This is a genomic window from Paraburkholderia sp. SIMBA_030 (assembly GCF_046535245.1).
In the GTDB taxonomy this organism is placed as follows: Bacteria; Pseudomonadota; Gammaproteobacteria; order Burkholderiales; family Burkholderiaceae; genus Paraburkholderia.
The window spans coordinates 199,941-226,114 of the sequence record NZ_JAWRXB010000011.1 but is presented as its reverse complement, the minus strand read 5'-3'; the positions used below and the strand labels follow the sequence as shown (position 1 = coordinate 226,114).

The window sequence follows — 26,174 nt, the reverse complement described above, 5'->3', positions numbered from 1 at the left end:
CGATTGCCTGTTTCGCCTCCCCCCGGTGCGTGCTCCCATCAATATGACCGATCAGAATCGGGCGAGCGCGTCTTCAGTTCCACATCGTCTGTTTGATCCGGTTCTTTGACCCTAACTCATAAGGTCGACCTGGCTGCATGAATACCCAAGAGGCGAAGATCGTCCTCGAGACTGCTTTGATCTGCGCGCAGGAGCCGTTAAAGCTCGGCGAACTGCGCAAGCTCTTTGCCGACGGCGTGTCGGCAGACACTGTTCGGACTTTGCTCGAAGACCTCAAGCAGGATTGGTCTGGGCGCGGTGTGGAGTTGGTCGGGCTGGCCTCGGGCTGGCGGTTTCAAAGCAAGCCCGCGATGCGCTCGTACCTGGATCGTTTGCATCCCGAGAAACCGCCGAAATATTCGCGCGCGGTGCTCGAGACGCTCGCGATCATTGCGTACCGCCAACCGGTCACACGCGGCGATATCGAAGAGATTCGCGGCGTCACGGTGAACACGCAGGTTGTCAAGCAACTCGAGGATCGGGGCTGGATCGAAGTGATCGGTCATCGTGATGTGCCAGGCCGTCCGGCGCTGTACGCGACCACGCGGCAGTTTCTCGACGACCTCGGTTTGAGGGCGCTCGACGAATTACCGCCGCTTGCCGATCCGTCGGCACAGCTGAATGCGAATCTGCTTGGGCAGCACGCGATAGAGTTCGCCGACGCTGAAGCCGCGCAGGCGCAGGACTCGGGCGAGGCGGTTGCGCTCGAAGCGGATGTGGAATCTGCCGCGGTCGAAGCCGATGCGGCAGCAGGAGAGGGAATCGCTGAGGAGCATCAAGCGCTGCTCGATCAGCCGCAGCACGCCGAGCCGGCAGAATCAGCCGATAGCGCCGCGGATGCCACACCCGCGTCCGAGTCGCATCAGGACGCCGCAGCCACACCGGCGGCGCAAGAACATGTTGTTGAAGCGGCACACGTTGAATCGCAAGCCGGCACTGCCGGGCCTGCACTGAATCACGATCCGGTCTCCCAGGCCGATCCGGCAGTACCCGCGCACGACTCGGGCGTGCTCCGCGATACGGAGCACGCCGCCGAGCCGAACCCGACCACGGCGGCGCACGGCGATCCTGAGGGTCGCCGCGATGCCGCACAGGACGCAGGCGTTCTGACCGACGACGAACCCGAGTCGCGCAGCGCCTGACGTAACCGAACTTTTTTTGCCGCGCCCGCAACGGGCGCGCGCGACCTGACATTTTGAGGTTGTTTTGACACATACCCACGACACCGATTCGTCCGAATCCGAGCGCGCCGTGCTGTCGGCTCGCGCCGACGAAGCGCGCACCACGCAAGCGTCGGCAGGCGAGGGCGAGCGCCCGGCGCAGACCACGGAAGCAGACGGTGAAGACCGTCCGCGCCGTGGCCTGCGTCGCGGGCCGCGCAGCCTGATCGCGCGGCGCCGCGCCGGCGCGAAGGCAAAGGGTGCTGAAGGCGCGCCGGTCGTCACCGAAGCGCCGCCGGACGGCGAGGTCGTCGCGCAAGTGCGCATGCCGCGCAAAGATGCGGGCGCCAAGGGTCAGGGGCCACGCCGCAACGCGGGCGGCGCCAAGCGCGAGGGCGCGTCTCGCGACGGTCAACGCGAAGGCGGACCGCGCGAGCGTCAAGCGCGCGAAGGCGGTCAGCGTCAGAACCGCCGCGGCGGCGAAGCGCCGGCAGCGGCTGCGGCACCTGAAGCGGGTCAGGACGATCTGTTTTCGTACGTTACATCGCCCGCCTTCGATGCGGACAATAGCGCCACTGGCGGCGTGCGCGCCCCGATGCTGCGCCGTGGCAAGCCGGCCGCGCCCAAGCGCGTGCTGGCAGCGGACGACGACGCGCCAAAGCTGCACAAGGTGCTGGCCGAAGCCGGCATGGGCTCGCGCCGCGATATGGAAGAGCTGATCGTGGCCGGGCGGGTGTCGGTGAATGGCGAGCCGGCCCACATCGGCCAGCGCATCATGCCGACCGACCAGGTTCGCATCAACGGCAAGCCGGTCAAGCGCAAGCTCGCCAGCAAGCCGCCGCGCGTGCTGCTGTACCACAAGCCGACGGGCGAAATCGTCAGCCATGCCGATCCGGAAGGCCGCCCGTCCGTGTTCGACAAGCTGCCGCCCATGAAGACTGCCAAGTGGCTCGCAGTCGGCCGTCTCGACTTCAATACGGAAGGTCTGCTGATGCTGACCACGTCGGGCGATCTGGCGAACCGTTTCATGCATCCGCGTTATAGCGTCGAGCGTGAATATGCGGTACGCGTGGTCGGCGAGCTGGCTGAAGGGATGCGTCAGAAGCTGTTGCACGGTGTCGAGCTAGAAGACGGTCCGGCGAATTTCCTGCGCATTCGCGATGGCGGCGGCGAAGGCACCAATCATTGGTATCACGTGGCGCTCGCCGAAGGGCGTAACCGCGAAGTGCGCCGCATGTTCGAAGCAGCCGGCCTGATGGTCAGTCGCCTGATCCGCACGCGTCACGGCCCGATTTCGCTGCCGAAGGGTTTGAAGCGCGGCCGCTGGGAAGAACTCGAAGACAACCAGGTGCGCGCGTTGATGGCGTCGGTCGGCCTGAAGGCGCCGACTGAAGAGCGCGGCAGCCGTAGCTCGGCACCGGAGCGCAAGCAGCCGGATCCAATGCAAACGTCAATGGGCTTCATCAGCCGCGAACCGGTGCTGATGTCGCATGGCCGTTTCGACCAGCAGCAGCCGCGCGGTCAAGGCCGGCGTGGCGCGGCGGGGGGCGGTGGCTTCGGCGGCGGCGCGGGCTCTGGCTCAGGTTTCGGTGGTGGCTACGGCAATCGCGGTGCTGGCCGCGGGGCCGGCGGTGGTTTCGCTGGGCCGATGGGCGGTGGCGCGGGCGGCCCCCGTGGCGGCCGCGACGTCGACGGCAATCGCGCGCCGTCGGGCAATGGCAATCGCGCCGCGGGTGGCGGTAAGCGCGCCGGCGGCAGTGGCGCCAATCCGGGCAGCGGCGGCAACCGCGGACCGGACGGTAATCGCGGCGGCAACGCCAACCGTGCCGGCGGCGGCAACGCCAATGCAGCAGGTGGCGCCAATCGTGGCGGCGGCGCGCCGCGCGGCCGCTCGCGTGGCCGTTAAGTCAAAGTCGTAGTAAGCAAGGTAGCTGGCGCGTTCGTTCGTTCTTTAGCGATCACGCCAGGCCGCGGTGAGAATCGATCGACGAGCGCCGCAGGTTTCATCTGACGCATGAGCACAGCGGCCTGTGCATAAATAGGGGCGGATTTTCTCGCAAGATTCATCGGCCGCGGCTGATGATCTGTTCGAGTCACCTTGAAAAAGGGTGGGGCTGCCGCGATATCGTTGCAGTAGCGTTGAAAGATTGCCATGAAATCAAGCGGAAATGCGCTTCGCGCGGCGTTCCGCGGTTTGCGTTTGTCCCGAAAAATGGCTACAATCGCAAAGTCGCTGGGCGTGCGGCTTTTCATGTGCGGCTCAGGTGCGACCACCGGCAATAAGATGATGGGCGTTTAGCCCATTTTTTTTTGCCGCTCAGTTCATCGTGGTTCGGCATCTCGGGTAGCACGAACGTGCGCCGGCTTGGCGCGCGGCCCGCATTGGTTGTTTGCAAACAGGCGGCAGGCTCGCTGCGCGAACATCTTAGAGGGCACTGTGCAACTGACGGAACTGATTGAAACCACGGTCGTGGGACTCGGCTACGAGCTCGTCGATCTCGAGCGCACCGGGCGCGGCATGTTGTGCATTTATATCGACCAGCCGGCCGGCATTGCGATCGAAGACTGCGAGAAAGTCACGCGTCAGCTCCAGCACGTTCTGACGGTCGAAAATATCGATTACGAGCGGCTTGAAGTGTCGTCGCCGGGTCTCGACCGCCCGCTGAAGAAACTGGCGGATTTCGAACGCTTCGCAGGCAGCGAAGTGGTAATCACATTGAAAAAGCCATTGGACGGACGGAAATCGTACCGGGGCATTCTGCATGCTCCGCAAGGCGAGACGATCGGTCTGGAATTTGAAGGGAAGGAAGGCGCTGCGATGCTTGATTTCACGCTCGCGGACATGGATAAAGCACGCCTCGTTCCGAAAGTTGACTTTAGGAGCCGCAAACAATGAGTCGCGAAGTGTTGATGCTGGTGGATGCGCTGGCACGCGAGAAGAACGTCGATAAAGACGTGGTATTTGCCGCGCTCGAGGCGGCCCTCGCTTCGGCCTCCAAGAAACTCTTCGAAGAAGACGCGGACATCCGCGTCCAGATCGACCGTGAAAGCGGCGAACACGAAACGTTTCGCCGCTGGCGCGTGGTGCCGGACGAAGCCGGTTTGCAGGAGCCGGATCAGGAAATCCTGCTGTTTGAAGCACGTGAGCAGAAGCCGGAAATTCAGCTCGACGAATACATCGAAGAACCGGTGCCGTCGATCGAATTCGGCCGCATCGGTGCGCAGGCCGCCAAGCAGGTTATCCTGCAGAAGGTGCGCGACGCCGAACGCGAACAGATCCTGAACGACTTCCTCGAGCGCGGCGAACACATCATGACCGGCTCGGTCAAGCGTCTGGACAAGGGCAACTTCATCGTCGAAACCGGCCGTGTCGAAGCGCTGTTGCGCCGCGACCAGCTGATTCCGAAGGAAAACCTGCGCGTGGGCGACCGTGTACGCGCCTATATCGCGAAGGTCGATCGCACCGCGCGCGGTCCGCAGATCGAGCTGTCGCGTACGGCGCCCGAATTCCTGATGAAGCTGTTCGAAATGGAAGTGCCGGAAATCGAACAGGGCCTGCTGGAAATCAAGGCGGCGGCGCGCGATCCGGGTGTACGCGCCAAGATCGGCGTGGTCGCTTACGACAAGCGCATCGACCCGATCGGCACCTGCGTCGGCATTCGCGGTTCGCGCGTGCAGGCCGTGCGTAACGAGCTCGGTGGCGAAAACGTCGACATCGTGCTATGGTCGGAAGATCCCGCCCAGTTTGTGATCGGCGCGCTCGCGCCGGCAGCCGTCCAGTCGATCGTCGTCGATGAAGAAAAGCATTCGATGGACGTCGTTGTAGACGAAAACGAACTGGCGGTCGCGATCGGCCGCAGCGGCCAGAACGTGCGTCTTGCCAGCGAACTCACCGGCTGGCAGATCAACATCATGACGCCGGACGAATCTGCGCAAAAGCAGAATCAGGAACGCGGTGTACTGCGTGACCTGTTCATGGCGCGTCTCGATGTCGACGAAGAAGTCGCCGACATCCTGATCGACGAAGGCTTCACGAGCCTCGAAGAGATCGCTTATGTGCCGCTCAACGAGATGCTCGAAATCGAAGCATTCGACGAAGACACCGTTCACGAACTGCGTAATCGCTCGCGCGATGCGTTGCTGACGTTGGCGATCGCGAATGAAGAAAAGGTCGAGAATGTTGCCCTCGACCTGAAGAGCCTGGAAGGCATGGACGCCGACCTGCTCGCCAAGCTTGCCGAACATCAGATCCAGACGCGCGACGAACTCGCCGAGCTGGCTGTGGATGAACTGGTCGAGATGACCGGAATGGAAGAGGATGCCGCTAAGGCGTTGATCATGAAAGCACGTGAACACTGGTTCCAGTGAGAAATGACCATGGCGCACTAAATTGAACGCGGCCGTCAGGCCGCATGACCCGATGCTAACCGCAAGGAATCGGTCCTTGCATTAAGAGGAATGAATGGCGAGTAACAACGTAGCCCAATTTGCCGCGGAACTGAAAATGCCTGCAGGCGTGCTGCTCGAGCAGCTGCAGGCGGCGGGCGTCACAAAAGCGAGCGAAGACGACAGCTTGTCCGAAACGGACAAGGCGCGTCTGCTCGACCACTTGCGCAAGTCTCACGGCTCGACTGATGCGGACAAGCGCAAGATCACGCTGACGAAACGGCATACGTCGGAGATCAAGCAATCCGACGCGACGGGCAAAGCTCGCACCATTCAGGTCGAGGTGCGCAAAAAGCGCACTTTCGTTCGCCGCGACGAATCCGCCGCTGAAGGCGCGGAAGCATCGAATCATGTGGCCGAGGCCGACGTAGACGACCTCGAACTCCAGCGTCGTGAAGAGGAAGCCCGTCACGAAGCCGAGCTGCTCGAAAAGCAGGCTCAGGAACTGAAGGCGCGTCAGGAACAGCTCGAACGCGAAGAAGCCGAACGTCAGGCGCGCGAGCAGGCTGCCGAAGCCGAGCGTCGCCGTGCGGAAGAAGAAGCGGCGAAGAAGCGCGCTGCTGCGGCGGCCGAAGCGGCTGCTCGCGAGAAGGCTCCAGCGGCGCAAGCTACTCAGCCGGCCGCCGCGAAGGCTGAACCGGTCGCTGCCAAGGCCGCTGAGCCGGCGGCGGAGCAGGACGACGAGCGCGCTGCGGCAGAACGCGCCGCTCAACGCGAAGCGGCGAAGAAAGCGGAAGACGCAGCGCGTCAGGCCGCCGAAAAGACGCGCGCCGAGCAGGAAGAAATCAGCAAGCGCCGTGCGGCGGCAGAAGCCGAAGCGCGTGCGATTCGCGAAATGATGAACACGCCGCGCAAGGCGCAGGTCAAGGCGCCGGAACCGGCACCGAAGCCCGCTGAGCCGGCCAAGGCCGTGGAAGCCAAGGGCACGCTGCACAAGCCGGCGCGTCCGGCAGGCGAAGCACCGGCGCGTCCGGCAGCCAGGAAGCCGGCTGCTGCGACTACTCCGGCTGCTACGACTACGCAGCCGGCTGGCGACAAGAAGAAGCCGGGCGCCGGCAAGGGCGGCTGGCAGGACGACGCAGCGAAGCGCCGTGGCATCAAGACGCGCGGCGATACGAGCGGCGGTGTCGATCGTGGCTGGCGCGGCGGCCCGAAGGGTCGCGGCAAGCATCAGGATCAGAACACCACGTTCCAGGCACCGACCGAACCGATCGTGCGCGAAGTGCACGTGCCGGAAACCATCACGGTCGCCGATCTGGCGCACAAGATGGCGGTGAAGGCCTCGGAAGTCATCAAGTCGATGATGAAGCTCGGCCAGATGGTCACGATCAACCAGATGCTGGACCAGGAAACGGCGATGATCATCGTCGAAGAACTGGGCCACCACGCGGTTGCGGCCAAGCTGGACGATCCGGAAGCGATGCTGGTCGAAGGCGAAATCTCCGACGCAGAAGCGCTGCCGCGTCCGCCGGTCGTGACCGTGATGGGTCACGTCGACCACGGCAAGACCTCGTTGCTCGACTACATCCGCCGCGCCAAGGTCGCAGCGGGGGAAGCGGGCGGGATTACGCAGCACATCGGCGCGTATCACGTCGAAACGCCGCGCGGCGTCATCACGTTCCTCGATACGCCGGGCCACGAAGCGTTCACGGCCATGCGTGCTCGCGGTGCGAAAGCGACCGACATCGTGATTCTGGTGGTCGCGGCCGACGACGGCGTGATGCCGCAAACGAAGGAAGCGATTGCCCACGCGAAGGCAGGCGGCGTGCCGCTGGTCGTCGCGATCAACAAGATCGACAAGCCGGATGCGAATCCGGAGCGCGTGAAGCAGGAACTGGTCGCGGAAGGCGTCGTGCCGGAAGAATACGGTGGCGATTCGCCGTTCGTGTCGGTGTCGGCAAAGACCGGTGCGGGCATCGACGACCTGCTCGAAAACGTGCTGCTGCAAGCCGAAGTGCTGGAACTGAAAGCACCGGTTGAAGCGCCGGCCAAGGGCCTCGTTATTGAAGCGAAGCTCGACAAGGGTAAGGGTCCGGTTGCAACGATCCTGGTTCAGTCGGGTACGCTCAACCGTGGTGACGTGGTGCTGGCCGGGAGTGCTTACGGCCGCGTGCGAGCCATGCTCGACGAAACCGGCAAGCCGACCAGGTCGGCGGGGCCGTCGATCCCGGTCGAAATTCAGGGTCTGTCGGAAGTGCCGCAGGCAGGCGAGGAAATGATCGTCATGCCGGACGACCGCAAGGCGCGTGAAGTCGCGCTGTTCCGCCAAGGCAAGTTCCGCGACGTCAAGCTGGCCAAGCAACAGGCCGCGAAGCTCGAGAACATGCTGGAACAGATGGGCGAAGGCGAAGTGCAGTACATGCCGCTCATCGTCAAGGCCGACGTGCAGGGTTCGCAGGAAGCTTTGGTGCAGTCGCTGCTCAAGCTGTCGACCGACGAAGTGCGCGTGCAGATCGTGCACGGCGCCGTGGGCGGCATCAGCGAGTCCGACGTCAACCTGGCTACGGCTTCGAAGGCGGTCATCATCGGCTTCAACACCCGTGCGGACGCGCAAGCTCGCAAGCTGGCGGAATCCAACGGTGTCGATATTCGCTACTACAACATCATCTATGACGCAGTAGATGAGGTGAAGGCGGCAATGTCGGGCATGCTGGCTCCGGAGAAACGCGAGATCGTGACGGGTACGGTCGAAGTGCGTCAGGTCTTCAAGGTGCCGAAGATCGGCGCGGTGGCCGGCTGTATGGTCACGGACGGTTTCGTCAAGCGTTCGTCGTCGGTACGTGTGCTGCGCAACAACGTCGTCATCTTCACGGGCGAACTCGATTCGCTCAAGCGCTTCAAGGACGACGTGAAGGAAGTCCGTCAGGGCTTCGAGTGCGGTATGTCGATCAAGAACTTCAACGATATCGTCGAAGGCGATCAGTTCGAAGTCTTCGAGGTCACCGAAGTCGCGCGTACGCTGTAATTCACGCGGCACGGCTCAACGGGCGGAGCGGGCTTTAACGCCCGCTCCGCCCGTTGTTTTTGGGCCCGCGCGAACCCCCTTTGTCATCCGCTAGAACGGATCACTCATTCACATGCCTAAAAAACGTACTTCTCCCAATCGCAACGTGCAGATCGCCGATCAGATCCAGCGCGACCTGTCCGAGCTGCTGCGCGAGGTCAAGGATCCGCGCATCGGCATCGTCACGATTCAAAGCGTCGAACTGACGCCGGACTATGCGCACGCGAAGGTCTACTTCACGACGCTGACGGGCGACCCGCAACAGACGCTGGAAGCACTTCAGCACGCTGCCGGCCATCTGCACAATCAGCTGTTCAAGCGCCTGCATATCCATACCGTGCCGACGCTGCATTTCCATTACGACAAGACCATCGAACGTGCGGTCGAAATGTCGCGTCTGATCGACGAGGCGAACGCCAATCGCGCGAAAGAAGACTGATCGCGCGCTGTTTAGCGACGTTTTCCGCCCTGCTCACCGTTCACCTTGACTCTGTCTTCTTTCTGACATGACCGCACCTCAACGCCCCCGCGTGCCACGTCGCGCGCTCGACGGCGTGCTGCTGCTCGACAAGCCGATCGGCCTGTCGAGCAACGACGCGCTGATTCGTGCGAAGCGTCTCTATCTGGCAAAAAAGGCAGGCCATACCGGCACGCTCGATCCACTGGCCACCGGTCTGCTGCCGCTGTGTTTCGGCGAAGCCACCAAGTTTTCGCAGGATCTGCTCGAAGCCGACAAGACCTACGAGGCGACCATGCGCCTCGGTATTCGTACGACCACCGGCGACGCCGAAGGCGAAGCGATCGACACGCGCGACGTGACGTGCGATCAGACGGCAGTCCTTGCCGCTTTGGCGAAATTTCCCGGCGACATCGTCCAGGTCCCGCCGATGTATTCGGCGCTCAAGCGCGACGGCAAGCCGCTGTACGAATATGCGCGCGCCGGCCAGGTGGTCGAGCGGGAAGGGCGTCAGGTAACGATCCACGCGCTCGAGTTGCTCGCCTGCGCGCTACCGGACGTGACGTTTCGCGTGACGTGCAGCAAGGGGACGTATGTGCGAACGCTGGCCGAGGATATCGGCGAAGCGCTCGGTTGCGGCGCACATCTGGTGGCGTTACGGCGCACCGGCGTCGGCGCGCTGACGCTCGAGCATGCGGTGACGCTCGACGCGTTGTCCGATGCGACGGAAAGCGAGCGCGATGCCTGGTTGCAACCGGTCGATGCGTTGCTGTCCACGTTTCCGGCAGTCCATCTGGATGAAGACGCGACGCGCCGGTTCCTGCATGGTCAGCGATTGAAGCTCTCCGAGTTGAGCATGACCGGCGATGCGGTCAACGCGCCGCGAGTTCGCGTGTACGCCGCCGAAGGCCGCTTGCTCGGCGTCGCGAAACAAGGCGACGGCGTGCTGGCGCCGGAGCGGCTGGTGGTCACGGCCGCGAGCTAGACCGCAGGCCAACGCGCGCAACAACGAAAAAGGCGGAATCGCTCGATAGCGATCCCGCCTTTTTTCATCCAGCTTGCGTTTTGTATCGAAACTAAAATCTCAATGCGCCGCCGCGGCCGCCGCGCCCGCGTCACCGCCCGCGCGTTCCGGCCTTGTGATCCAGATCAGTGCGACCAGCGCGACGAAGATGCCGGCGGAAACAAAGAACAGATCATTCACGCCCAACTGCGCGGCCTGCTGCGTAGCCATCGTGTTGAAGAGTCCGTACGCCTGCGGTTGACTGAAACCAGCCGCACCCATCTGCCGGATCGATTGATCGAACACCGGGTTGTATGCGTTTGCCTGTTCCAACAGTTGCGCGTGATGCATGATGGTCCGGTGATCCCATGCGGTCTGGAAGATCGAGGTGCCGATCCCGCCGCACATGATCCGCACGAAGTTCGACAGGCCTGACGCGGCCGGAATCCGGTTGCCCGGCAATCCCGACAGCGTGATCGACACCAGCGGGATAAAGAACCCGGCCATACCGATGCCTTGAATCAGCGTAGGCAGCAGCAGCGAGTAAGTATCGACGCCAGTCGTATAACGCGAGCGCATCCAGAAGCACAACGCGAACACGAGGAACGACAAGGTCGCGATATAGCGCGGATCGGTACGCGGCAAGATCTTACCGGTAATCGGCGAGAGCAGTACCGCGAACAGGCCCACCGGCGCCATCACCAGGCCGGCTTCGGTTGCGGTGTAGCCGATGTCGGTTTGCAGCCACAGCGGCAGCAACACGAGATTGCCGAAATAGAGTCCGTAGCCGATCGAAAGCGCGACCGTGCCGCCGGTGAAATTGCGCCGGCTGAACAAGGACAGATCGACCACCGGATGCTCGGCCGTCAATTCCCATACGATGAAGAACGCGAGCGAAATCACCGCGACCAGCGCCAGCACGACAATGGTGGTCGACGAAAACCAGTCGAGGTCCTTGCCCTTATCGAGCATCACCTGCAACGAGCCCACCCAGAGGATCAGCAGGCCGAGACCGACGCCGTCGATCGGCGCCTTTTTGACGACCGAATCGCGATTGCGGAAGATCGTCCAGGTCGCCACGGCGGCGATCGCGCCGACCGGGATATTGACATAGAAAATCCACGGCCACGAGATGTTGTCCGAGATCCAGCCACCGAGAATCGGCCCGGCGACCGGCGCAATCAGCGTGGTCATCGCCCACATGGACAAAGCCATCGGCGCCTTGGCGCGTGGATAGCTCGCGAGCAGCAGCGTTTGCGACAGCGGAATCATCGGGCCGGCCACCGCACCTTGCAGCACGCGCGAGGCGAGCAGGAACGGCAGGGTGGGTGCGAGGCCGCACATCCATGACGAGATCACAAACAGAACGATCGACGCCATGAACAGGCGCACCTGGCCGATCCGGTCGGTGAGCCAGCCGGTCAGCGGCACGGAGATCGCGTTGGCGACAGCGAACGAGGTGATCACCCACGTGCCCTGGTCGGACGACACACCGAGATCGCCCGAAATCGACGGAATCGACACGTTCGCAATCGACGTATCGAGCACGTTCATGAACACGGCGAGCGACACCGCGATGGTGCCGATCACCAGTTGCGCGCCCTCGAGCGGCGGGTGAGGGAGTGGCGCCTGAGCCTGAGCCTGAGCCATCAAAAAAGCCTTATATGAATCGTGGCAAGGCTTACATCAACTTCGCAGCGGGCCTGGCGGCCTGGCTCGACTTCTGCGAGCCGCCGTTCGGACCTGCGTTCTCCGAGATGATGCGAGCGATTTCCGCATTGGCTTCGTCGCCGTACTTCTCGAACACGCTGGTTTGATAGACCGTGTTCGGCGCGTTGCCGAGCTGGCCGCCGTCGTCGTTCTTGATGGTCACATCGGCTTGCATCGACAGACCGATACGCAGCGGGTGCTTCTCAAGTTCTTGCGGGTCGAGCGCGATCCGCACCGGCAGGCGCTGTACCACCTTGATCCAGTTGCCGGTCGCGTTCTGCGCGGGCAGCAGCGAGAAGGCCGAACCCGTGCCCGCCGAGAAGCCGACCACCTTGCCGTGGAACACCACCGACGAGCCGTACACGTCGGCCGTCAGTTCGACCGGCTGGCCGATGCGCATATGCTTCAGTTGCACTTCCTTGAAGTTCGCGTCCACCCATACGCCGTTCAGCGGCACGATCGCCATCAGCGGATTGCCCGGCGAGACGCGCTGGCCGACCTGCACCGAGCGCTTCGCGACGTAGCCGGTAACAGGCGCCGGCAGATTGTTGCGCGCGTTGTTCAGGTAAGCGTCGCGGACCTTCGCCGCGGAGGCCTGCACATTCGGGTGATTCGCGATCGTGGTGTTGGCGGTCAGTGCGCGGTTCGACGCGAGCTGTTGCCCGGCGGCGTCGAGTGCGGCCTGCGCGCTTTTCACGGCGTCGCGAGCGTGCGAGATTTCTTCCTGCGACACAGCGCCGGTTTGCGCGACCGTCATACGGCGCTTCAGGTCGTCCTGAGCGCGCGACAGATCCGCCTGGCGTACGGCGACTTGCGCCTGGTACTGGTTGTCGTCGGCGAACAGGCCGCGCACCTGGCGCACCGTTTGCGCGAGATTCGCTTCGGCCTGTTCCAGCGCAACGCGTGCGTCGGCCGGATCGAGCACGACGAGCGGGTCGCCGGCCTTCACGGTTTGCGTGTCATCCGCGTTCACGGCGACTACCGTGCCGGTAACTTGCGGCGTGATCTGCACGACGTTGCCGTTCACGTACGCATCGTCGGTGTCTTCATGGAAGCGCGCGACGAGGAAGTAGTAAAGACCGTAAGCGATCGCTGCGATCAGGATCACGATGACGAGCAGCGTCATCATGCGCTTGCGTTTGCCGTTGTTCGCCGGTTGTGCGGGGGGCGCGGGCTGTTGGGGGGTGCTCATTGATGTGCTCCGGGTTCTCTCAAGCGTCGTCGTTTATTCGGATGTTCGTGCGAGTGTGTGCGTCGCACCGATGTGGCTTCGGTTTGCGCGTTCAGTTTGCGGCGGCGGTTGCGGCGGTCGCCGAGGCCGGGGCATCGGTCGGCACCACGAGGCCGGTCTGCGTCGCGTCGAAACCGCCGCCGAGCGCCTTGATGAGGCCGATCTGCAGATCGCGGCGGCGCATCTTCAGGCTCGTTACCGTCTGTTCGGCGGCAAGGCGGTTCTGGTCGGCGGTCAGCACCTGCAACTGCGGCGACAAGCCGGCCTTATAGCGAATCACCGCCAGTTCGTACGCCTTGGTCGACGCGTCGAGCGCGCGTTGGGCGTCGCCCGATTGCCGATCGATCGACCGGATCGACGACACTTGCGTCGCGACGTCGGACAAGGCGCTGATCAGCGTCTGGTTGTAATTCGCCACGTCGAGGTCGAAATCGGCGTAACGGCCCTTCAACTGCGAGCGCAGGGCGCCGGCGTCGAAGATCGGCAGATGGATCGCCGGGCCGAATTGGATCTGACGGCTGCCGGATTTGAGAAAACGGCCCCAGCCGAACGCGTCGAAACCGAAGCCGGCCGCGAGGTTGACGTCCGGGAAGAATTCAGCTTTCGCTTCCTTCACGTCGTGCATTGCGGCTTCGACCTGCCAGCGTGCGGCGACGATATCGGCGCGACGTGCGACAAGGTCAGCCGGCAGATTGTTCGGCAACGCGACCGTGTCGCCGGTGGTCAGAACCGGCTGGGCGATTTGCAGGCCGCGATCAGGGCCCTTGCCGAGCAGCGCGCCCAACTGATAACGCACCACGGTGATCTGACCGTCCAGGTCAGTCAAATTCGACTGGCTGGTCGCGATGTTGCCGTTCGCGGTCTGCCGCTCGACGTTGGTGTCGAGACCGGCGGCCACGCGGCCGTTGGTGATCCGGCCGATATCCTGGCGGTTGGCGATTTCACGCTGGGCGATATCGCGGAACGCATACAACTGCGCGAGCTGGTTATACGTGCTCGCCACCGACGCGGCCAGCATTACGCGCGCCTGCTGCATGTCGGCCTCGGCGGCCTTTTCCTGCGACACGGCCTGGCCCAGACGCTGGCGGTTCTTGCCCCACAGGTCCAGATCCCATGACGCGCTTGCCAGCACGTTGTTTTCGCTATACCAGGTGCCGCCGTACGGAGGCGGGTAGAGCGCGTTGCCCGAGAACAGTTCGCGGGTCCACGAATAGCTGCCGTTGACCTTCGGGTACAGCGCCGAGCGCGAGCTTTCGATGTACGACGAGGCCTTTGCCACGCGTGCCTGCGCCTGCGCGATCGACGGACTGCCTTCCAGCGCTTCCGCAATCAGCTTGGGCAGTTGCGGGTCGCCGAACTGGTTGGCCCAGTCGAGCGACGGCCACGGGCCACCCTGGCCGGACAGACTCTGGGTGGACTCGTACTGAGCCGGCGACGAGATCTGCTTGTCGCTCTTCATGCCGAAGTAGTTCGCGCACCCCGTAAGGGCGAGCGCCGTCACCGCAGCGGCGACGGCGGCCCGGCTCGACAGCGCGGGCGCGGACAGGGAAAGGGGTTTCATCGTTCGACTCTTTGAGTGGAATGTAATGATGGACACTGCAAGCAATTTATTACGACTTGCTGTCAGGATTGCTTGCTGCATCACGGGTGAGTCCCGTTTGTTCGCCGGAATTAGTGAGCACGCGGCGCAGCATGCTTTTCAGGAAACCCACTTCTTCGGGCGTGAAACTGCCCAGCAGGCTGTCCAGTACGCCTTTGAAAATCGCCGGCATCTTCGCTGCGATCGCGTGGCCTTCCGGCGTCAATGCCAACCTGACGACACGCCGGTCTTCGTTGCTGCGCACCCTTGTCAGCAGCCCGCGCTTCTCCAGCCGGTCGACGAGGCGAGTGACGGCGCTTGCATCGATGCCGTATTCGCGCGCCAATTCGGCTGCCAGCAGACACTTGCCGCTGGCCACCATGAACAGGATGCTGCCCTGCTGACTGGTGATGCCAAGTTCGGCCATGCTACGTTGGGTGACCAGGTTGGACATGGTCGATTTCACCCGCGAGATCAGATAGCCGACGCTTTCGCCTAGCTGGTACTCACTGAGATCCGGCGTGGGGGTGGGGGACGGCTCCGTCATGGTTCTCATGCAAATGCAATGGTTGACTAGGCAGGATTATAGAGGCCGATTGATTGACGCGGCAAGCGTTATTACAGCTTAGGCAAGGAACTTTTCCCGCTCAAGACATAATGTGCGCGATTTCGCGTAAGAGTTCGCGGATACTGGATGGCGCCTTTCCTGCGCACGCTGCATGGAAAACGGTCGGTCTATCAGGGAATACCAGAAAGCTTCATTTGTGCGTGCTACAATATTGGGTTCCCAAAAGTGCGCTTTGGGCTTGTCGTGGTTTATATAAGCAACCGGCGCACTCTCAACTGTCTCCAGGTTTCCTATGACCCGCGCCCTACGCAACATCGCTATCATTGCCCACGTCGACCACGGCAAGACTACGCTCGTCGACCAGCTCCTTCGCCAAACCGCCACGTTCCGTGAGAACCAGGCGGTGGTCGAGCGGGTGATGGACTCGAACGACATCGAAAAAGAACGTGGCATCACGATTCTTTCGAAGAACTGCGCGGTCGAGTACGAAGGCACGCACATCAACATCGTCGACACCCCGGGCCACGCCGACTTCGGCGGCGAAGTGGAGCGCGTGCTGTCGATGGTCGACTCGGTGCTGTTGCTGGTCGACGCGGTCGAAGGTCCGATGCCGCAAACCCGTTTCGTGACCAAAAAGGCGCTCGCGCTCGGCCTGAAGCCGATCGTCGTGATCAATAAGGTCGACCGGCCGGGCGCGCGGATCGACTGGGTGATCAACCAGACCTTCGATCTGTTCGACAAGCTGGGCGCGTCGGACGAGCAACTCGACTTCCCGATCGTCTACGCGTCGGGCCTGAACGGCTACGCCGGTTTGACGTCGGACGTGCGCGAAGGCGACATGCGTCCGCTGTTCGACGCCGTGCTGCAACACGTGCCGGTCCGCCCGGCCGATCCGGAAGCGCCGCTGCAACTGCAGATCACGTCGCTGGATTACTCGTCGTATGTCGGTCGCATCGGCGTGGGCCGCATCACGCGTGGCCGTATCAAGCCGGGCATGGCAGTGGCCGTGCGTTCGGGCCCGGACGGCGCGATCCTGAACCGCAAGATCAATCAGGTGCTGTCGTTCAAGGGTCTGGAGCGCGTGCAGGTGGAGTCGGCTGAAGCCGGCGACATCGTGCTGATCAACGGCATTGAGGAAATCGGTATCGGCGTGACCATCTGTTCGCCGGAGCAGCCGGAAGCGCTGCCGATGATTACCGTCGACGAGCCGACGCTGACGATGAACTTCCTCGTCAATTCGTCGCCGCTGGCTGGCCGCGAAGGCAAGTTCGTCACGAGCCGTCAGATCCGCGATCGCCTGATGAAGGAGCTGAACCACAACGTCGCGCTGCGCGTGAAGGAAACCGGCGACGAAACCACGTTCGAAGTGGCGGGCCGCGGTGAGTTGCACCTGACCATTCTCGTGGAAAACATGCGTCGTGAAGGCTACGAGCTGGCCGTGTCGCGTCCGCGCGTGGTGATGCAGGAAATCGACGGCGTGAAGCACGAGCCGTACGAAAACCTGACCGTCGACATGGAAGACGGCCACCAGGGTGGCGTGATGGAAGAGTTGGGCCGCCGCAAGGGTGAAATGCTCGACATGGCGTCGGACGGCCGTGGCCGTACGCGTCTCGAGTACCGTATTTCGGCACGTGGCCTGATCGGCTTCCAGTCGGAGTTCCTGACGCTCACGCGCGGCACGGGCCTGATGAGCCACACGTTCGACTCGTATCAGCCGGTCAAGGATGGTGCGGTCGGCGAGCGTCGTAACGGCGTGCTGATTTCGCAGGACGACGGCGCAGCGGTTGCGTACGCGCTGTGGAAGCTGCAGGACCGCGGCCGTATGTTCGTGTCGCCGGGTGAGCCGCTGTACGAAGGCATGATCATCGGCATTCACAGCCGCGACAACGACCTGGTCGTGAACCCGATCAAGGGCAAGCAGTTGACCAACGTGCGCTCGTCGGGTACGGACGAAGCGGTGCGTCTCGTGCCGCCGATCCAGATGTCGCTGGAATACGCGGTCGAATTTATCGACGACGACGAACTGGTCGAAGTCACGCCGCAATCGATCCGTCTGCGCAAGCGTTACCTGAAGGAGCATGAGCGCCGCAGCGCCAGCCGTAAGGGCGCAGTGGACTAAATAGGTATCGCGCCGCGGTTTCGCGGTCGATGTCGGGCAAAAGCCACCTTCGGGTGGCTTTTGCCGTTTTTGGGCACCCACATGACTTAAGCGTCGTTAGTCGCGGGTGCTATTCCCGTTTGTCCCCCGTTTCTCGCAGAAGACTGTTGCAAGGACTGGAAACTAGCTGGAAAGCCCGTCGCGGCGGGCTCGGGCGACAATCGGCCTGCTATCTGGACTATCCGTTATGTGATATGCTCCCCGGGTGCAAAGTTTTAGGTCCTTCCAAGCAAGACTTGATTCGCGCAATCCGCTAAACGGTCAGGCCGTGTCGCGGAAGGTTCTGTAACCCGCTATTTCTCGAGAAACTCGAAGAAAGGTGAGCGTAAAAATGATGAAGCAATTCCAGTCGAACTCTTATCTGTTCGGCGGCAATGCTCCGTACGTGGAAGAAATGTACGAAGCGTATCTCGATAATCCGGCGTCAGTGCCCGAGAACTGGCGCAGCTATTTCGACGCGTTGCAGAACGTCCCTGCATCGGATGGCAGCAATGTCAACGACGTGGCCCATGGCCCGATCGTCGAATCGTTTGCTCAACGGGCCAAGGCCAACGCCTTCATCCCGCGCACGGCGGTCGGCGGCGAAGATCTCGCTACCGCACGCAAGCAAGTCTATGTGCAGTCCCTCATCGGCGCATATCGCTTCCTCGGCTCGCAATGGGCCAATCTCGATCCTCTGAAGCGCCGCGAACGTCCCGCTATTCCCGAACTCGAACCCGCGTTCTACGACTTCACCGAAGCCGACATGGACCAGGAGTTCAGCGCAACGAATCTGTACTTCGGGTTCGAGCGCGCGTCGCTGCGCGAGATCGTCAAGGCATTGCGCGACACGTATTGCGGCACGATCGGCGCCGAGTACATGTACCTGAGCGATCCGGAACAGAAGCGCTGGTGGAAGGAGAAGCTCGAGTCGATCCGTTCGACGCCGAATTTCTCCAATGAAAAGAAAAAGCACATTCTGAATCGCCTGACGGCCGCTGAAGGCCTCGAGCGCTTCCTGCACACCAAGTACGTCGGCCAGAAACGCTTCTCGCTCGAAGGCGGCGAAAGCTTCATCGCGTCGATGGACGAAGTCGTGCGTCATGGCGGCGCTAACGGCGTCCAGGAAATCGTCATCGGCATGGCCCACCGTGGCCGTCTGAACGTGTTGGTCAATACGCTCGGCAAGATGCCGGCGGACCTGTTCGCCGAATTCGAAGGCAAGCACGTCGACGACCTGCCGGCTGGCGACGTGAAATACCACAAGGGTTTCTCGTCGGACGTCTCGACCGAGGGTGGCCCGGTTCACCTGTCGCTCGCGTTCAATCCGTCGCACCTCGAAATTGTCAACCCGGTGGTCGAAGGCTCGGCCAAGGCCCGTATGGACCGTCGCGGCGACGACAGCGGCCTGCAAGTGCTGCCGGTGCAAATCCACGGCGACGCGGCCTTCGCAGGCCAGGGCGTCGTGATGGAAACGCTGAACCTCGCGCAAACGCGCGGGTACGGCACGCACGGCACGCTGCACATCGTCATCAACAACCAGATCGGCTTCACCACGTCGGATCCGCGCGACTCGCGCTCCACGTTGTACTGCTCGGACGTCGTCAAGATGATCGAAGCACCGGTGCTGCACGTGAACGGTGACGATCCTGAAGCGGTCGTGCTGGCTACGCAGCTGGCCATCGACTTCCGGATGCAGTTCCATAAGGACGTCGTCGTCGACATCGTCTGCTTCCGGAAGCTGGGTCACAACGAGCAGGACACGCCGGCGGTCACGCAGCCGCTGATGTACAAGACGATTGCGAAGCATCCGGGCACGCGCGCGCTGTACGCTGAAAAGCTGGTGCAACAAGGCGTGATCGCGGCGCCTGACGCAGACGAATACGTCAAGGCCTACCGCAAGGCGATGGACGAAGGTCATCACACGATCGATCCGGTGCTCTCGAACTACAAGAGCAAATATGCGGTCGACTGGGTCCCGTTCCTGAACCGCAAGTGGACCGACGCAGCCGATACGGCAGTGCCGCTGGCCGAGTTGAAGCGCCTCGCTGAGCGCATCACCACGATCCCGGAAAACTTCAAGGTTCACCCGCTGGTCGAGCGCGTCATCAACGACCGTCGCGCGATGGGCCGTGGTGAAGCGAAGCTCGACTGGGGCATGGGCGAACACCTGGCATTCGCATCGCTGGTCGCATCGGGCTATGCAGTGCGCCTGACCGGTCAGGACTCGGGCCGCGGCACGTTCACGCACCGTCACGCGGTGCTGCACGATCAGAACCGCGAACGCTGGAACGACGGCACGTATGTGCCGCTGCAGAACATCGCCGAAGGTCAGGCGAAGTTCACGGTGATCGACTCGGTGCTGTCGGAAGAAGCGGTGCTGGGCTTCGAATACGGTTACTCGACCGCTGAACCGAATACGTTCGTCGCGTGGGAAGCGCAGTTCGGCGACTTCGTGAACGGCGCGCAAGTCGTGATCGACCAGTTCATCTCGTCGGGCGAAGTGAAGTGGGGCCGCGTCTCGGGCCTGACGATGCTGCTGCCGCACGGCTACGAAGGTCAAGGTCCGGAGCACTCGTCGGCACGTATCGAACGTTTCCTGCAACTGTGCGCAGACCACAACATGCAGGTCGTTCAACCGACCACGCCAGCGCAGATTTTCCACCTGTTGCGCCGTCAGATGATCCGCCTGTTCCGCAAGCCGCTGATCGTCGCAACGCCGAAGTCGCTGCTGCGTCACAAGGAAGCCGTATCGGATCTGTCGGAACTGGCGAAGGGCGCGTTCCAGCCGATTCTCGGCGAAGTGGACGACGCCATCGACGCGAAGAAGGTCAAGCGCGTGGTGGCCTGCTCGGGCCGCGTGTACTACGACCTCGTCGCGCATCGCCGCGAAGCGAAGGCGAACGACGTCGCGATCATCCGTATCGAACAGCTCTATCCGTTCGCGCACAAGCAGTTCGAAGCGGAAATGAAGAAGTACGACAACGCGACCGAAGTGGTCTGGGTGCAGGACGAGCCGCAGAATCAGGGCCCGTGGTTCTACATCGAGCACCACCTGAAGGAAGGCATGAAGGACGGACAGAAGCTGGCATACAGCGGCCGTCCGGCTTCGGCCTCGCCGGCAGTCGGCTACTACGCGAAGCACTACGAGCAGCAGAAGGCGCTGGTCGAAGGCGCTTTCGGCCGCCTCAAGAGCGCGTCGATCGCTAAATAAACACAACAGACGAACCGGGAAAGCGCCACGCGCTTTCCCGTGCCGCGTCTGAAGGTTCATTCGCGGCAGTTATGGTTCGCAGGCGGTCGTCGTTCACCGCGCCGTCACCCGATACGTATTCAGGATATTCATAATGGCTATTGTCGAAGTCAAGGTTCCCCAGCTTTCCGAGTCGGTCTCGGAAGCCACCATGCTGCAGTGGAAGAAGAAGCCCGGCGAGGCTGTCGCACAAGACGAAATTCTCATCGAAATCGAGACCGACAAGGTCGTGCTCGAAGTGCCGGCTCCGTCGGCTGGCGTGCTCGCGCAAGTCATCGCGAACGACGGCGACACCGTCACCGCCGAGCAGGTGATCGCCAAGATCGACACCGAAGGTACCGCCGGCGCCGCTGCTGTCGAAGCAGAAGTGAAGCCGGCTCCGGTCGCCGCTCAGGCACCCGCCGCAGCACCTGCTGCGCAAGCCGCATCCGCAACGGGTGCGAACACCGCTGCTTCGCCGGCTGCCGGCAAGCTGATGGCTGAAAAGAATCTGTCCGCAGGCGACGTCGCCGGCACCGGCCGCGACGGCCGCATCACGAAGGGCGACGTGCTGACCGCGCAAGCCGCACCGGCACCGGCACCGGCCGCCAAGGCTGCTGCACCGGCTGCCGCACCGAAGGCTGCGAAGCCCTCGCTGCCGGACGTCAAGGCGCCGGCATCGGCCGAGCAATGGCTGAAGGACCGTCCGGAACAGCGCGTGCCGATGTCGCGTCTGCGTGCGCGTATCGCCGAGCGTCTGCTCGAGTCGCAACAAACCAACGCCATCCTCACGACGTTCAACGAAGTGAACATGGCGCCGGTGATGGACCTGCGCAACAAGTACAAAGACAGGTTCGAGAAGGAACATGGCGTGAAGCTCGGCTTCATGTCGTTCTTCGTGAAGGCGGCTGTTCACGCGCTGAAGAAGTTCCCGCTCGTGAACGCGTCGATCGACGGTAACGACATCGTCTATCACGGCTACTTCGATATCGGTATCGCGGTCGGTTCGCCGCGCGGTCTGGTGGTGCCGATCCTGCGCAATGCAGATCAGCTGAGCCTCGCCGAAATCGAGAAGAAGATTGCCGAATTCGGCCAGAAGGCCAAGGACGGCAAACTGTCGATCGAAGAAATGACCGGCGGCACGTTCTCGATCTCGAACGGCGGTGTGTTCGGCTCGATGCTGTCGACACCGATCATCAACCCGCCGCAATCCGCAATTCTCGGCGTGCACGCCACCAAGGAACGCGCTGTGGTCGAAAACGGCCAGATCGTGATCCGTCCGATGAACTATCTGGCGCTGTCGTACGACCACCGGATCATCGACGGTCGCGAAGCGGTGCTGTCGCTGGTCGCGATGAAGGACGCGCTGGAAGACCCGGCTCGCCTGCTGCTCGACCTGTAATCGCCGGCTTGTAATCACTACAGTCGTCGCGATATAAGCAACACGCCTCCAGCATTCCGCAGTACTGGAACGACGCGCGCCACGAAGCGTGGCCGCGCGCCGTTTCGCCATCAAAGGGATTGTCATGTCCAAAGAATTTGACGTTGTCGTGATCGGTGCAGGCCCCGGCGGCTATATCGCCGCAATCCGCGCTGCCCAGCTCGGCAAGTCGGTTGCATGTATCGAAAAATGGAAGAACCCGGCCGGCGCGCTGAAGCTCGGCGGCACGTGTCTGAACGTCGGTTGCATTCCGTCGAAGGCGCTGCTCGCATCGTCGGAAGAATTTGAAAACGCGCAGCACCACCTCGCCGATCACGGTATCAACGTGTCGGACGTGAAGCTCGACCTCACGAAGATGCTGTCCCGCAAGGAAGGCATCGTCGAGAAGATGACCAAGGGCATCGAGTTCCTGTTCCGCAAGAACAAGATCACGTGGCTCAAGGGTCATGGCAAGTTCACCGGCAAGACGGACGCCGGCGTGCAGATCGAAGTGAGCGGCGGCGAAGGCGCGGATGGTACAAGCAGCGAAGTCGTCACGGCGAAGAACGTGATCATCGCGACGGGCTCGAAGGCGCGTCACCTGCCGAACGTGCCGGTCGACAACAAGATCGTGTCCGACAACGAAGGCGCACTGAGCTTCGACACCGTGCCGAAAAAGCTCGCCGTGATCGGCGCAGGCGTGGTCGGCCTGGAACTCGGCTCGGTGTGGCGCCGTCTGGGCGCGGAAGTGACCGTGCTCGAAGCGCTGCCGGAATTCCTCGGCGCCGCGGACCAGGCGTTGGCCAGGGAAGCCGCCAAGCAGTTCAAGAAGCAGGGTCTGGACATCCACGTCGGCGTGAAGGTCGGCGAAGTGACGGCGACCGATAACAGCGTCACGCTGAACTACACGGACAAGGACGGCAACGCGCAAACGCTGGAAGCCGACCGTCTGATCGTGTCGATCGGCCGCGTGCCGAATACCGACAACCTCGGCCTCGAAGCGATCGGCCTGAAGGCCGACGAGCGCGGCTTCATCGACGTCGACGACCACTGCGCAACGGCCGTGCCGAACGTGTACGCGATCGGCGACGTGGTGCGTGGTCCGATGCTCGCGCACAAGGCTGAAGACGAAGGCGTGCTGGTTGCCGAAATCATCGACGGTCAGAAGCCGCATATCGACTACAACTGCATTCCGTGGGTGATCTACACCGAACCGGAAATCGCGTGGGTCGGCAAGACGGAGCAGCAACTGAAGGCCGAAGGCCGCGAAGTCAAGACGGGCCAGTTCCCGTTCATGGCGAACGGCCGCGCGCTGGGCATCAACAAGGCGGATGGTTTCGTCAAGATGATCGCCGACGCGAAGACCGACGAACTGCTCGGCGTGCACATCATCTCGGCGAACGCATCGGACCTGATCGCGGAAGCCGTGGTGGCGATGGAATTCAAGGCGGCGTCGGAAGACATCGGCCGTATTTGCCATCCGCACCCGTCGCTGTCCGAAGTCATGCGCGAAGCCGCTCTCGCCGTCGACAAGCGCGCGCTGAACATGTAACCGGCAGCGCACGCCTGACTGATCGCAGCACTGCGGCATCACTACGAAGGCGGGCGGGTTCACTCCCTCCCGCCTTTCTTTTTGCAGCAACACAATGAACGTCACCGAATACTACGAAAAAGAACTGCAGACGCGGGGTTATCAATCGGACCCGGCGCAACGCGCGGCGGTCGACCGCCTGCAGCGGTGCTATGAAGAGTGGGTCGAGTACAAATCGCGCCGCTCGAACGCGCTCAGGAAACTGATCATCCACCCGGATCTGCCGCGCGGCGTGTACATGTGGGGCGGCGTAGGGCGGGGCAAGAGCTTCCTGATGGACAGCTTCTACATGATCGTGCCGGTGCAGCGCAAAACGCGGCTGCACTTCCACGAGTTCATGCGCGAAGTGCATCGCGAACTGGAAGAACTGAAAGGCCAGGCCGATCCGCTCGACGAACTCGCGCGCCGTATCGCGAAGCGCTATCGGCTGATCTGTTTCGACGAATTCCACGTGTCGGATATCGCCGACGCGATGATCCTGTATCGCCTGCTCGACAAGATGTTCGAGAACGGCGTGCAGTTCGTGATGACGTCCAACTACGATCCGGACACGCTATATCCGGACGGCCTGCATCGCGACCGCATGCTGCCGGCAATCGAACTGATCAAGGCAAAGCTCGACGTGATCAACGTCGATGCCGGCGTCGACTACCGGCAACGCACGCTGGCCCAGGTCGAGGTGTATCACACGCCGCTCGGCGCGGCGGCGGACAAGGCTTTGCGCGACGCGTATTCGCGCCTTGCGGCGGTCCCCGACGAAAGCCCGCTGCTGCACATCGAAAAGCGGGAACTGAAGGCGTTGCGCCGCGCTGACGGCGTCGTGTGGTTCGATTTCGCGACCCTGTGCGGCGGTCCGCGCTCGCAGAACGACTACCTGGAACTGGCGAGCCGTTTTCACGCGGTGATTCTGTCCGGCGTGCCGCAGATGTCGGTGCGCATGGCTTCGGAAGCGCGCCGCTTCACGTGGCTGATCGACGTGTTTTACGACCACAAGGTCAAGCTGCTGATGTCCGCAGCGGTGCCGCCCGAGCAACTGTACGTCGACGGCCCGATGGCCAACGAGTTCACGCGCACGGTGTCGCGCATCGTCGAAATGCAGTCGAAGGAATATCTCGACGCGCCGCGGCGCATCGTCGATACGTCGCTGACCTGAGGGCCGGCGTCATCCTCGCGGCGGCGCTTTTGCGATAGATCACGGTCCGCTCGGCAAGTGGGCGGTGTCCGAAACGTATTTTCAAGATTCGGATTGGTCTTATATTCCGCCCGCGGGCGACTGGGTATCTTCTTTGTCATGGTTCTGACAAAGGAGAAGCCATGAATCCGTACCGTGATATCAATGACGAAGAATGGCAACGCATTGCACCGTTGCTCCCTGAACTGCGTCCGCGCTCCGAACTGCGCGGCCGTCCACTTGCCAATACGCGCTCAGTGCTCAACGGCGTGCTGTGGGTGATGTATAACGGCGCTACGTGGTCGGCCATGCCGCGCAAATACCCGTCGTATCAAACTTGCCATCGCCGCTTCAAGGCGTGGTACGAATCCGGCGTGCTCAAGCGCGTGATGGATCTGCTGTTCGGTGCCGCAAGCGAGGAACTGTGCAGCACGATGGAAGCACGTATGCGTACGCACGTGGGCACGGAAGAGGAGAGCGAGCCGGCAGATGCGGCTCCGGTTGCGGCACCCGCGGCGTACGACCTTGCGTCCGCCAAGCCGGTACCGGCTTCGCCGTTCGCGTTTGCGTCGCCCTTCAAGCACGCTGCATGACGGCGTGAACAAAGCAAATCAAGCAAAAAAACGGCCGCACGATGGTGATCGTCGGCCGTTTTTTCTGACGCTGTCCTGACAGCAGTAACGGTATGCTGGCGACCTACACCAGCACCTCAGGCATTCATACCTGAACCACGCGCGGACTTATTGCTGACGAACCCACGTCTGCGAGCGGCCAAGCAGCGATACGCCGATATAGCCGCGCACCACCAGCTTGTTCCCACCGTCTTCCAGGTGCATCTTGCACTTATAGACCTTGCCGTTTTCCGGGTCGAGAATCTGCCCGTGATCCCAGCCGTCGCCGTCCTTTTTCATATCGTTAATGATCGTCATGCGGAGAATCAATTGATCCTTGCGCGCGTCGGTGCATTCCGTGCAGCGGCGATCCGGTTGATCGTTCGCGCCCAACCCCTTGATCACCTTGCCGTTAAGCGAGCCCGTGCTGTCCTGCGTGATCTGAACGAGCGCCTTGGGGTTGCCGGTATGATCGTCGACGGTTTGCCAGGTGCCGACCGGGTTGTCGGCTTGCGCCATCGCGGTGACGGCGCTGGCGAGCAGCACGCCGGCAACGGCGGCGTGTCTGGCTGTGCGGAGCACGATTGCGCGAGCGCGTTGAGTGAATTGCGTCATGTCTTCCTCCTTGAAAAAAAATCGCACGATCATGGTCGCGCGGCGTTATTGGCATCTCGGGCCCGTCTGGGCCTTCTTGGGCCTTCTTGAGCGATCAGCCGCCGTGATGCCTCGTGTTGCCTCTCAGGTTCTGCTTCAGCTGCATCGGTTGAACACCGTCAGCGCAGAATACGTGAAAGTGCGCGTGCCGTTTGATAGTG

The 26,174-nt window shown here is 62.4% G+C and carries 19 protein-coding genes; 13 read left to right on the top strand and 6 right to left on the bottom strand.

Translation table 11 applies throughout. The features are described from left to right. The first annotated feature begins 137 nt into the window (after nt 1-137). Nucleotides 138-1,181: an SMC-Scp complex subunit ScpB gene (gene scpB, locus SB772_RS20610; protein WP_410835056.1), complete on the top strand. Its 1,044-nt coding sequence runs from the start codon at nt 138-140 to the stop codon at nt 1,179-1,181. A gap of 64 nt (nt 1,182-1,245) precedes the next feature. Further along, nucleotides 1,246-3,105, top strand: coding sequence for a 23S rRNA pseudouridine(2605) synthase RluB (gene rluB, locus SB772_RS20605; protein ID WP_410835055.1), 1,860 nt, complete (start codon nt 1,246-1,248; stop codon nt 3,103-3,105). Here rluB and SB772_RS20600 read toward each other — a convergent pair. Then, on the bottom strand, nt 3,102-3,452 hold the full coding sequence (locus SB772_RS20600; protein WP_410835054.1) for a hypothetical protein: 351 nt from the start codon (nt 3,450-3,452) through the stop codon (nt 3,102-3,104). The two genes, rluB and SB772_RS20600, sit on opposite strands and share 4 nt — an antisense overlap. Before the next feature lie 184 nt (nt 3,453-3,636). On the opposite strand from SB772_RS20600, the gene rimP reads away from it, so the two are divergent. From rimP to truB, 5 genes are all read left to right on the top strand, one after another. Next, nucleotides 3,637-4,095: a ribosome maturation factor RimP gene (rimP, locus tag SB772_RS20595; protein ID WP_007182297.1), complete on the top strand. Its 459-nt coding sequence runs from the start codon at nt 3,637-3,639 to the stop codon at nt 4,093-4,095. After that, on the top strand, nt 4,092-5,567 hold the full coding sequence (gene nusA / locus SB772_RS20590) for a transcription termination factor NusA (protein ID WP_341312467.1): 1,476 nt from the start codon (nt 4,092-4,094) through the stop codon (nt 5,565-5,567). The genes rimP and nusA overlap by 4 nt, the downstream gene beginning before the upstream one ends. 94 nt (nt 5,568-5,661) lie before the next feature. Continuing rightward, nucleotides 5,662-8,610, top strand: coding sequence for a translation initiation factor IF-2 (gene infB / locus SB772_RS20585; RefSeq protein ID WP_410835053.1), 2,949 nt, complete (start codon nt 5,662-5,664; stop codon nt 8,608-8,610). A gap of 112 nt (nt 8,611-8,722) precedes the next feature. Next, nucleotides 8,723-9,088, top strand: a complete 366-nt coding sequence (gene rbfA, locus SB772_RS20580) for a 30S ribosome-binding factor RbfA (protein ID WP_115109196.1) — start codon at nt 8,723-8,725, stop codon at nt 9,086-9,088. Between the two features lie 67 nt (nt 9,089-9,155). After that, the gene (gene truB, locus SB772_RS20575) at nt 9,156-10,091 is read left to right on the top strand and encodes a tRNA pseudouridine(55) synthase TruB (protein WP_410835052.1); all 936 of its coding nucleotides are present in this window, start codon (nt 9,156-9,158) and stop codon (nt 10,089-10,091) included. A 99-nt stretch (nt 10,092-10,190) separates the two neighbouring features. On the opposite strand, the gene SB772_RS20570 is transcribed toward truB, so the two are convergent. The 4 genes from SB772_RS20570 to SB772_RS20555 form a co-directional block, all read right to left on the bottom strand. Next, the gene (locus SB772_RS20570) at nt 10,191-11,759 is read right to left on the bottom strand and encodes a DHA2 family efflux MFS transporter permease subunit (protein ID WP_410835051.1); all 1,569 of its coding nucleotides are present in this window, start codon (nt 11,757-11,759) and stop codon (nt 10,191-10,193) included. Between the two features lie 31 nt (nt 11,760-11,790). Continuing rightward, on the bottom strand, nt 11,791-13,011 hold the full coding sequence (locus SB772_RS20565) for an EmrA/EmrK family multidrug efflux transporter periplasmic adaptor subunit (protein WP_410835050.1): 1,221 nt from the start codon (nt 13,009-13,011) through the stop codon (nt 11,791-11,793). Between the two features lie 91 nt (nt 13,012-13,102). Next, nucleotides 13,103-14,611, bottom strand: a complete 1,509-nt coding sequence (locus SB772_RS20560; protein WP_410835049.1) for an efflux transporter outer membrane subunit — start codon at nt 14,609-14,611, stop codon at nt 13,103-13,105. Between the two features lie 49 nt (nt 14,612-14,660). Further along, nucleotides 14,661-15,176, bottom strand: a complete 516-nt coding sequence (locus SB772_RS20555; protein ID WP_410835048.1) for a MarR family winged helix-turn-helix transcriptional regulator — start codon at nt 15,174-15,176, stop codon at nt 14,661-14,663. Between the two features lie 313 nt (nt 15,177-15,489). On the opposite strand from SB772_RS20555, the gene typA reads away from it, so the two are divergent. From typA to SB772_RS20525, 6 genes are all read left to right on the top strand, one after another. Continuing rightward, nucleotides 15,490-17,316, top strand: coding sequence for a translational GTPase TypA (gene typA, locus SB772_RS20550; protein ID WP_410835047.1), 1,827 nt, complete (start codon nt 15,490-15,492; stop codon nt 17,314-17,316). A 370-nt stretch (nt 17,317-17,686) separates the two neighbouring features. Next, on the top strand, nt 17,687-20,548 hold the full coding sequence (locus SB772_RS20545) for a 2-oxoglutarate dehydrogenase E1 component (protein ID WP_410835046.1): 2,862 nt from the start codon (nt 17,687-17,689) through the stop codon (nt 20,546-20,548). 133 nt (nt 20,549-20,681) lie between these two features. After that, nucleotides 20,682-21,968: a 2-oxoglutarate dehydrogenase complex dihydrolipoyllysine-residue succinyltransferase gene (gene odhB, locus SB772_RS20540; protein ID WP_410835045.1), complete on the top strand. Its 1,287-nt coding sequence runs from the start codon at nt 20,682-20,684 to the stop codon at nt 21,966-21,968. Between the two features lie 124 nt (nt 21,969-22,092). Next, nucleotides 22,093-23,538, top strand: coding sequence for a dihydrolipoyl dehydrogenase (gene lpdA, locus SB772_RS20535; RefSeq protein ID WP_410835044.1), 1,446 nt, complete (start codon nt 22,093-22,095; stop codon nt 23,536-23,538). Between the two features lie 94 nt (nt 23,539-23,632). After that, on the top strand, nt 23,633-24,730 hold the full coding sequence (zapE, locus tag SB772_RS20530) for a cell division protein ZapE (protein WP_410835043.1): 1,098 nt from the start codon (nt 23,633-23,635) through the stop codon (nt 24,728-24,730). Nucleotides 24,731-24,891: 161 nt separating this feature from the next. After that, nucleotides 24,892-25,341, top strand: coding sequence for a transposase (locus tag SB772_RS20525; RefSeq protein ID WP_410835042.1), 450 nt, complete (start codon nt 24,892-24,894; stop codon nt 25,339-25,341). Between the two features lie 147 nt (nt 25,342-25,488). Here SB772_RS20525 and SB772_RS20520 read toward each other — a convergent pair whose 3' ends face one another. After that, nucleotides 25,489-25,974, bottom strand: coding sequence for a DUF2147 domain-containing protein (locus SB772_RS20520; protein WP_410835041.1), 486 nt, complete (start codon nt 25,972-25,974; stop codon nt 25,489-25,491). Nucleotides 25,975-26,174 lie beyond the last annotated feature (200 nt).

Excerpts from the sequence above, each read along its gene's own strand:
- scpB (WP_410835056.1), top strand. The coding sequence starts at position 138 with ATGAATACCCAAGAGGCGAAGATCGTCCTCGAGACTGCTTTGATCTGC.
- SB772_RS20600 (WP_410835054.1), bottom strand. The coding sequence starts at position 3,452 with ATGAAAAGCCGCACGCCCAGCGACTTTGCGATTGTAGCCATTTTTCGG.
- nusA (WP_341312467.1), top strand. The coding sequence starts at position 4,092 with ATGAGTCGCGAAGTGTTGATGCTGGTGGATGCGCTGGCACGCGAGAAG.
- infB (WP_410835053.1), top strand. The coding sequence starts at position 5,662 with ATGGCGAGTAACAACGTAGCCCAATTTGCCGCGGAACTGAAAATGCCT.
- rbfA (WP_115109196.1), top strand. The coding sequence starts at position 8,723 with ATGCCTAAAAAACGTACTTCTCCCAATCGCAACGTGCAGATCGCCGAT.
- truB (WP_410835052.1), top strand. The coding sequence starts at position 9,156 with ATGACCGCACCTCAACGCCCCCGCGTGCCACGTCGCGCGCTCGACGGC.
- SB772_RS20570 (WP_410835051.1), bottom strand. The coding sequence starts at position 11,759 with ATGGCTCAGGCTCAGGCTCAGGCGCCACTCCCTCACCCGCCGCTCGAG.
- SB772_RS20565 (WP_410835050.1), bottom strand. The coding sequence starts at position 13,011 with ATGAGCACCCCCCAACAGCCCGCGCCCCCCGCACAACCGGCGAACAAC.
- SB772_RS20560 (WP_410835049.1), bottom strand. The coding sequence starts at position 14,611 with ATGAAACCCCTTTCCCTGTCCGCGCCCGCGCTGTCGAGCCGGGCCGCC.
- SB772_RS20555 (WP_410835048.1), bottom strand. The coding sequence starts at position 15,176 with ATGACGGAGCCGTCCCCCACCCCCACGCCGGATCTCAGTGAGTACCAG.
- typA (WP_410835047.1), top strand. The coding sequence starts at position 15,490 with ATGACCCGCGCCCTACGCAACATCGCTATCATTGCCCACGTCGACCAC.
- SB772_RS20545 (WP_410835046.1), top strand. The coding sequence starts at position 17,687 with ATGATGAAGCAATTCCAGTCGAACTCTTATCTGTTCGGCGGCAATGCT.
- odhB (WP_410835045.1), top strand. The coding sequence starts at position 20,682 with ATGGCTATTGTCGAAGTCAAGGTTCCCCAGCTTTCCGAGTCGGTCTCG.
- lpdA (WP_410835044.1), top strand. The coding sequence starts at position 22,093 with ATGTCCAAAGAATTTGACGTTGTCGTGATCGGTGCAGGCCCCGGCGGC.
- zapE (WP_410835043.1), top strand. The coding sequence starts at position 23,633 with ATGAACGTCACCGAATACTACGAAAAAGAACTGCAGACGCGGGGTTAT.
- SB772_RS20525 (WP_410835042.1), top strand. The coding sequence starts at position 24,892 with ATGAATCCGTACCGTGATATCAATGACGAAGAATGGCAACGCATTGCA.
- SB772_RS20520 (WP_410835041.1), bottom strand. The coding sequence starts at position 25,974 with ATGACGCAATTCACTCAACGCGCTCGCGCAATCGTGCTCCGCACAGCC.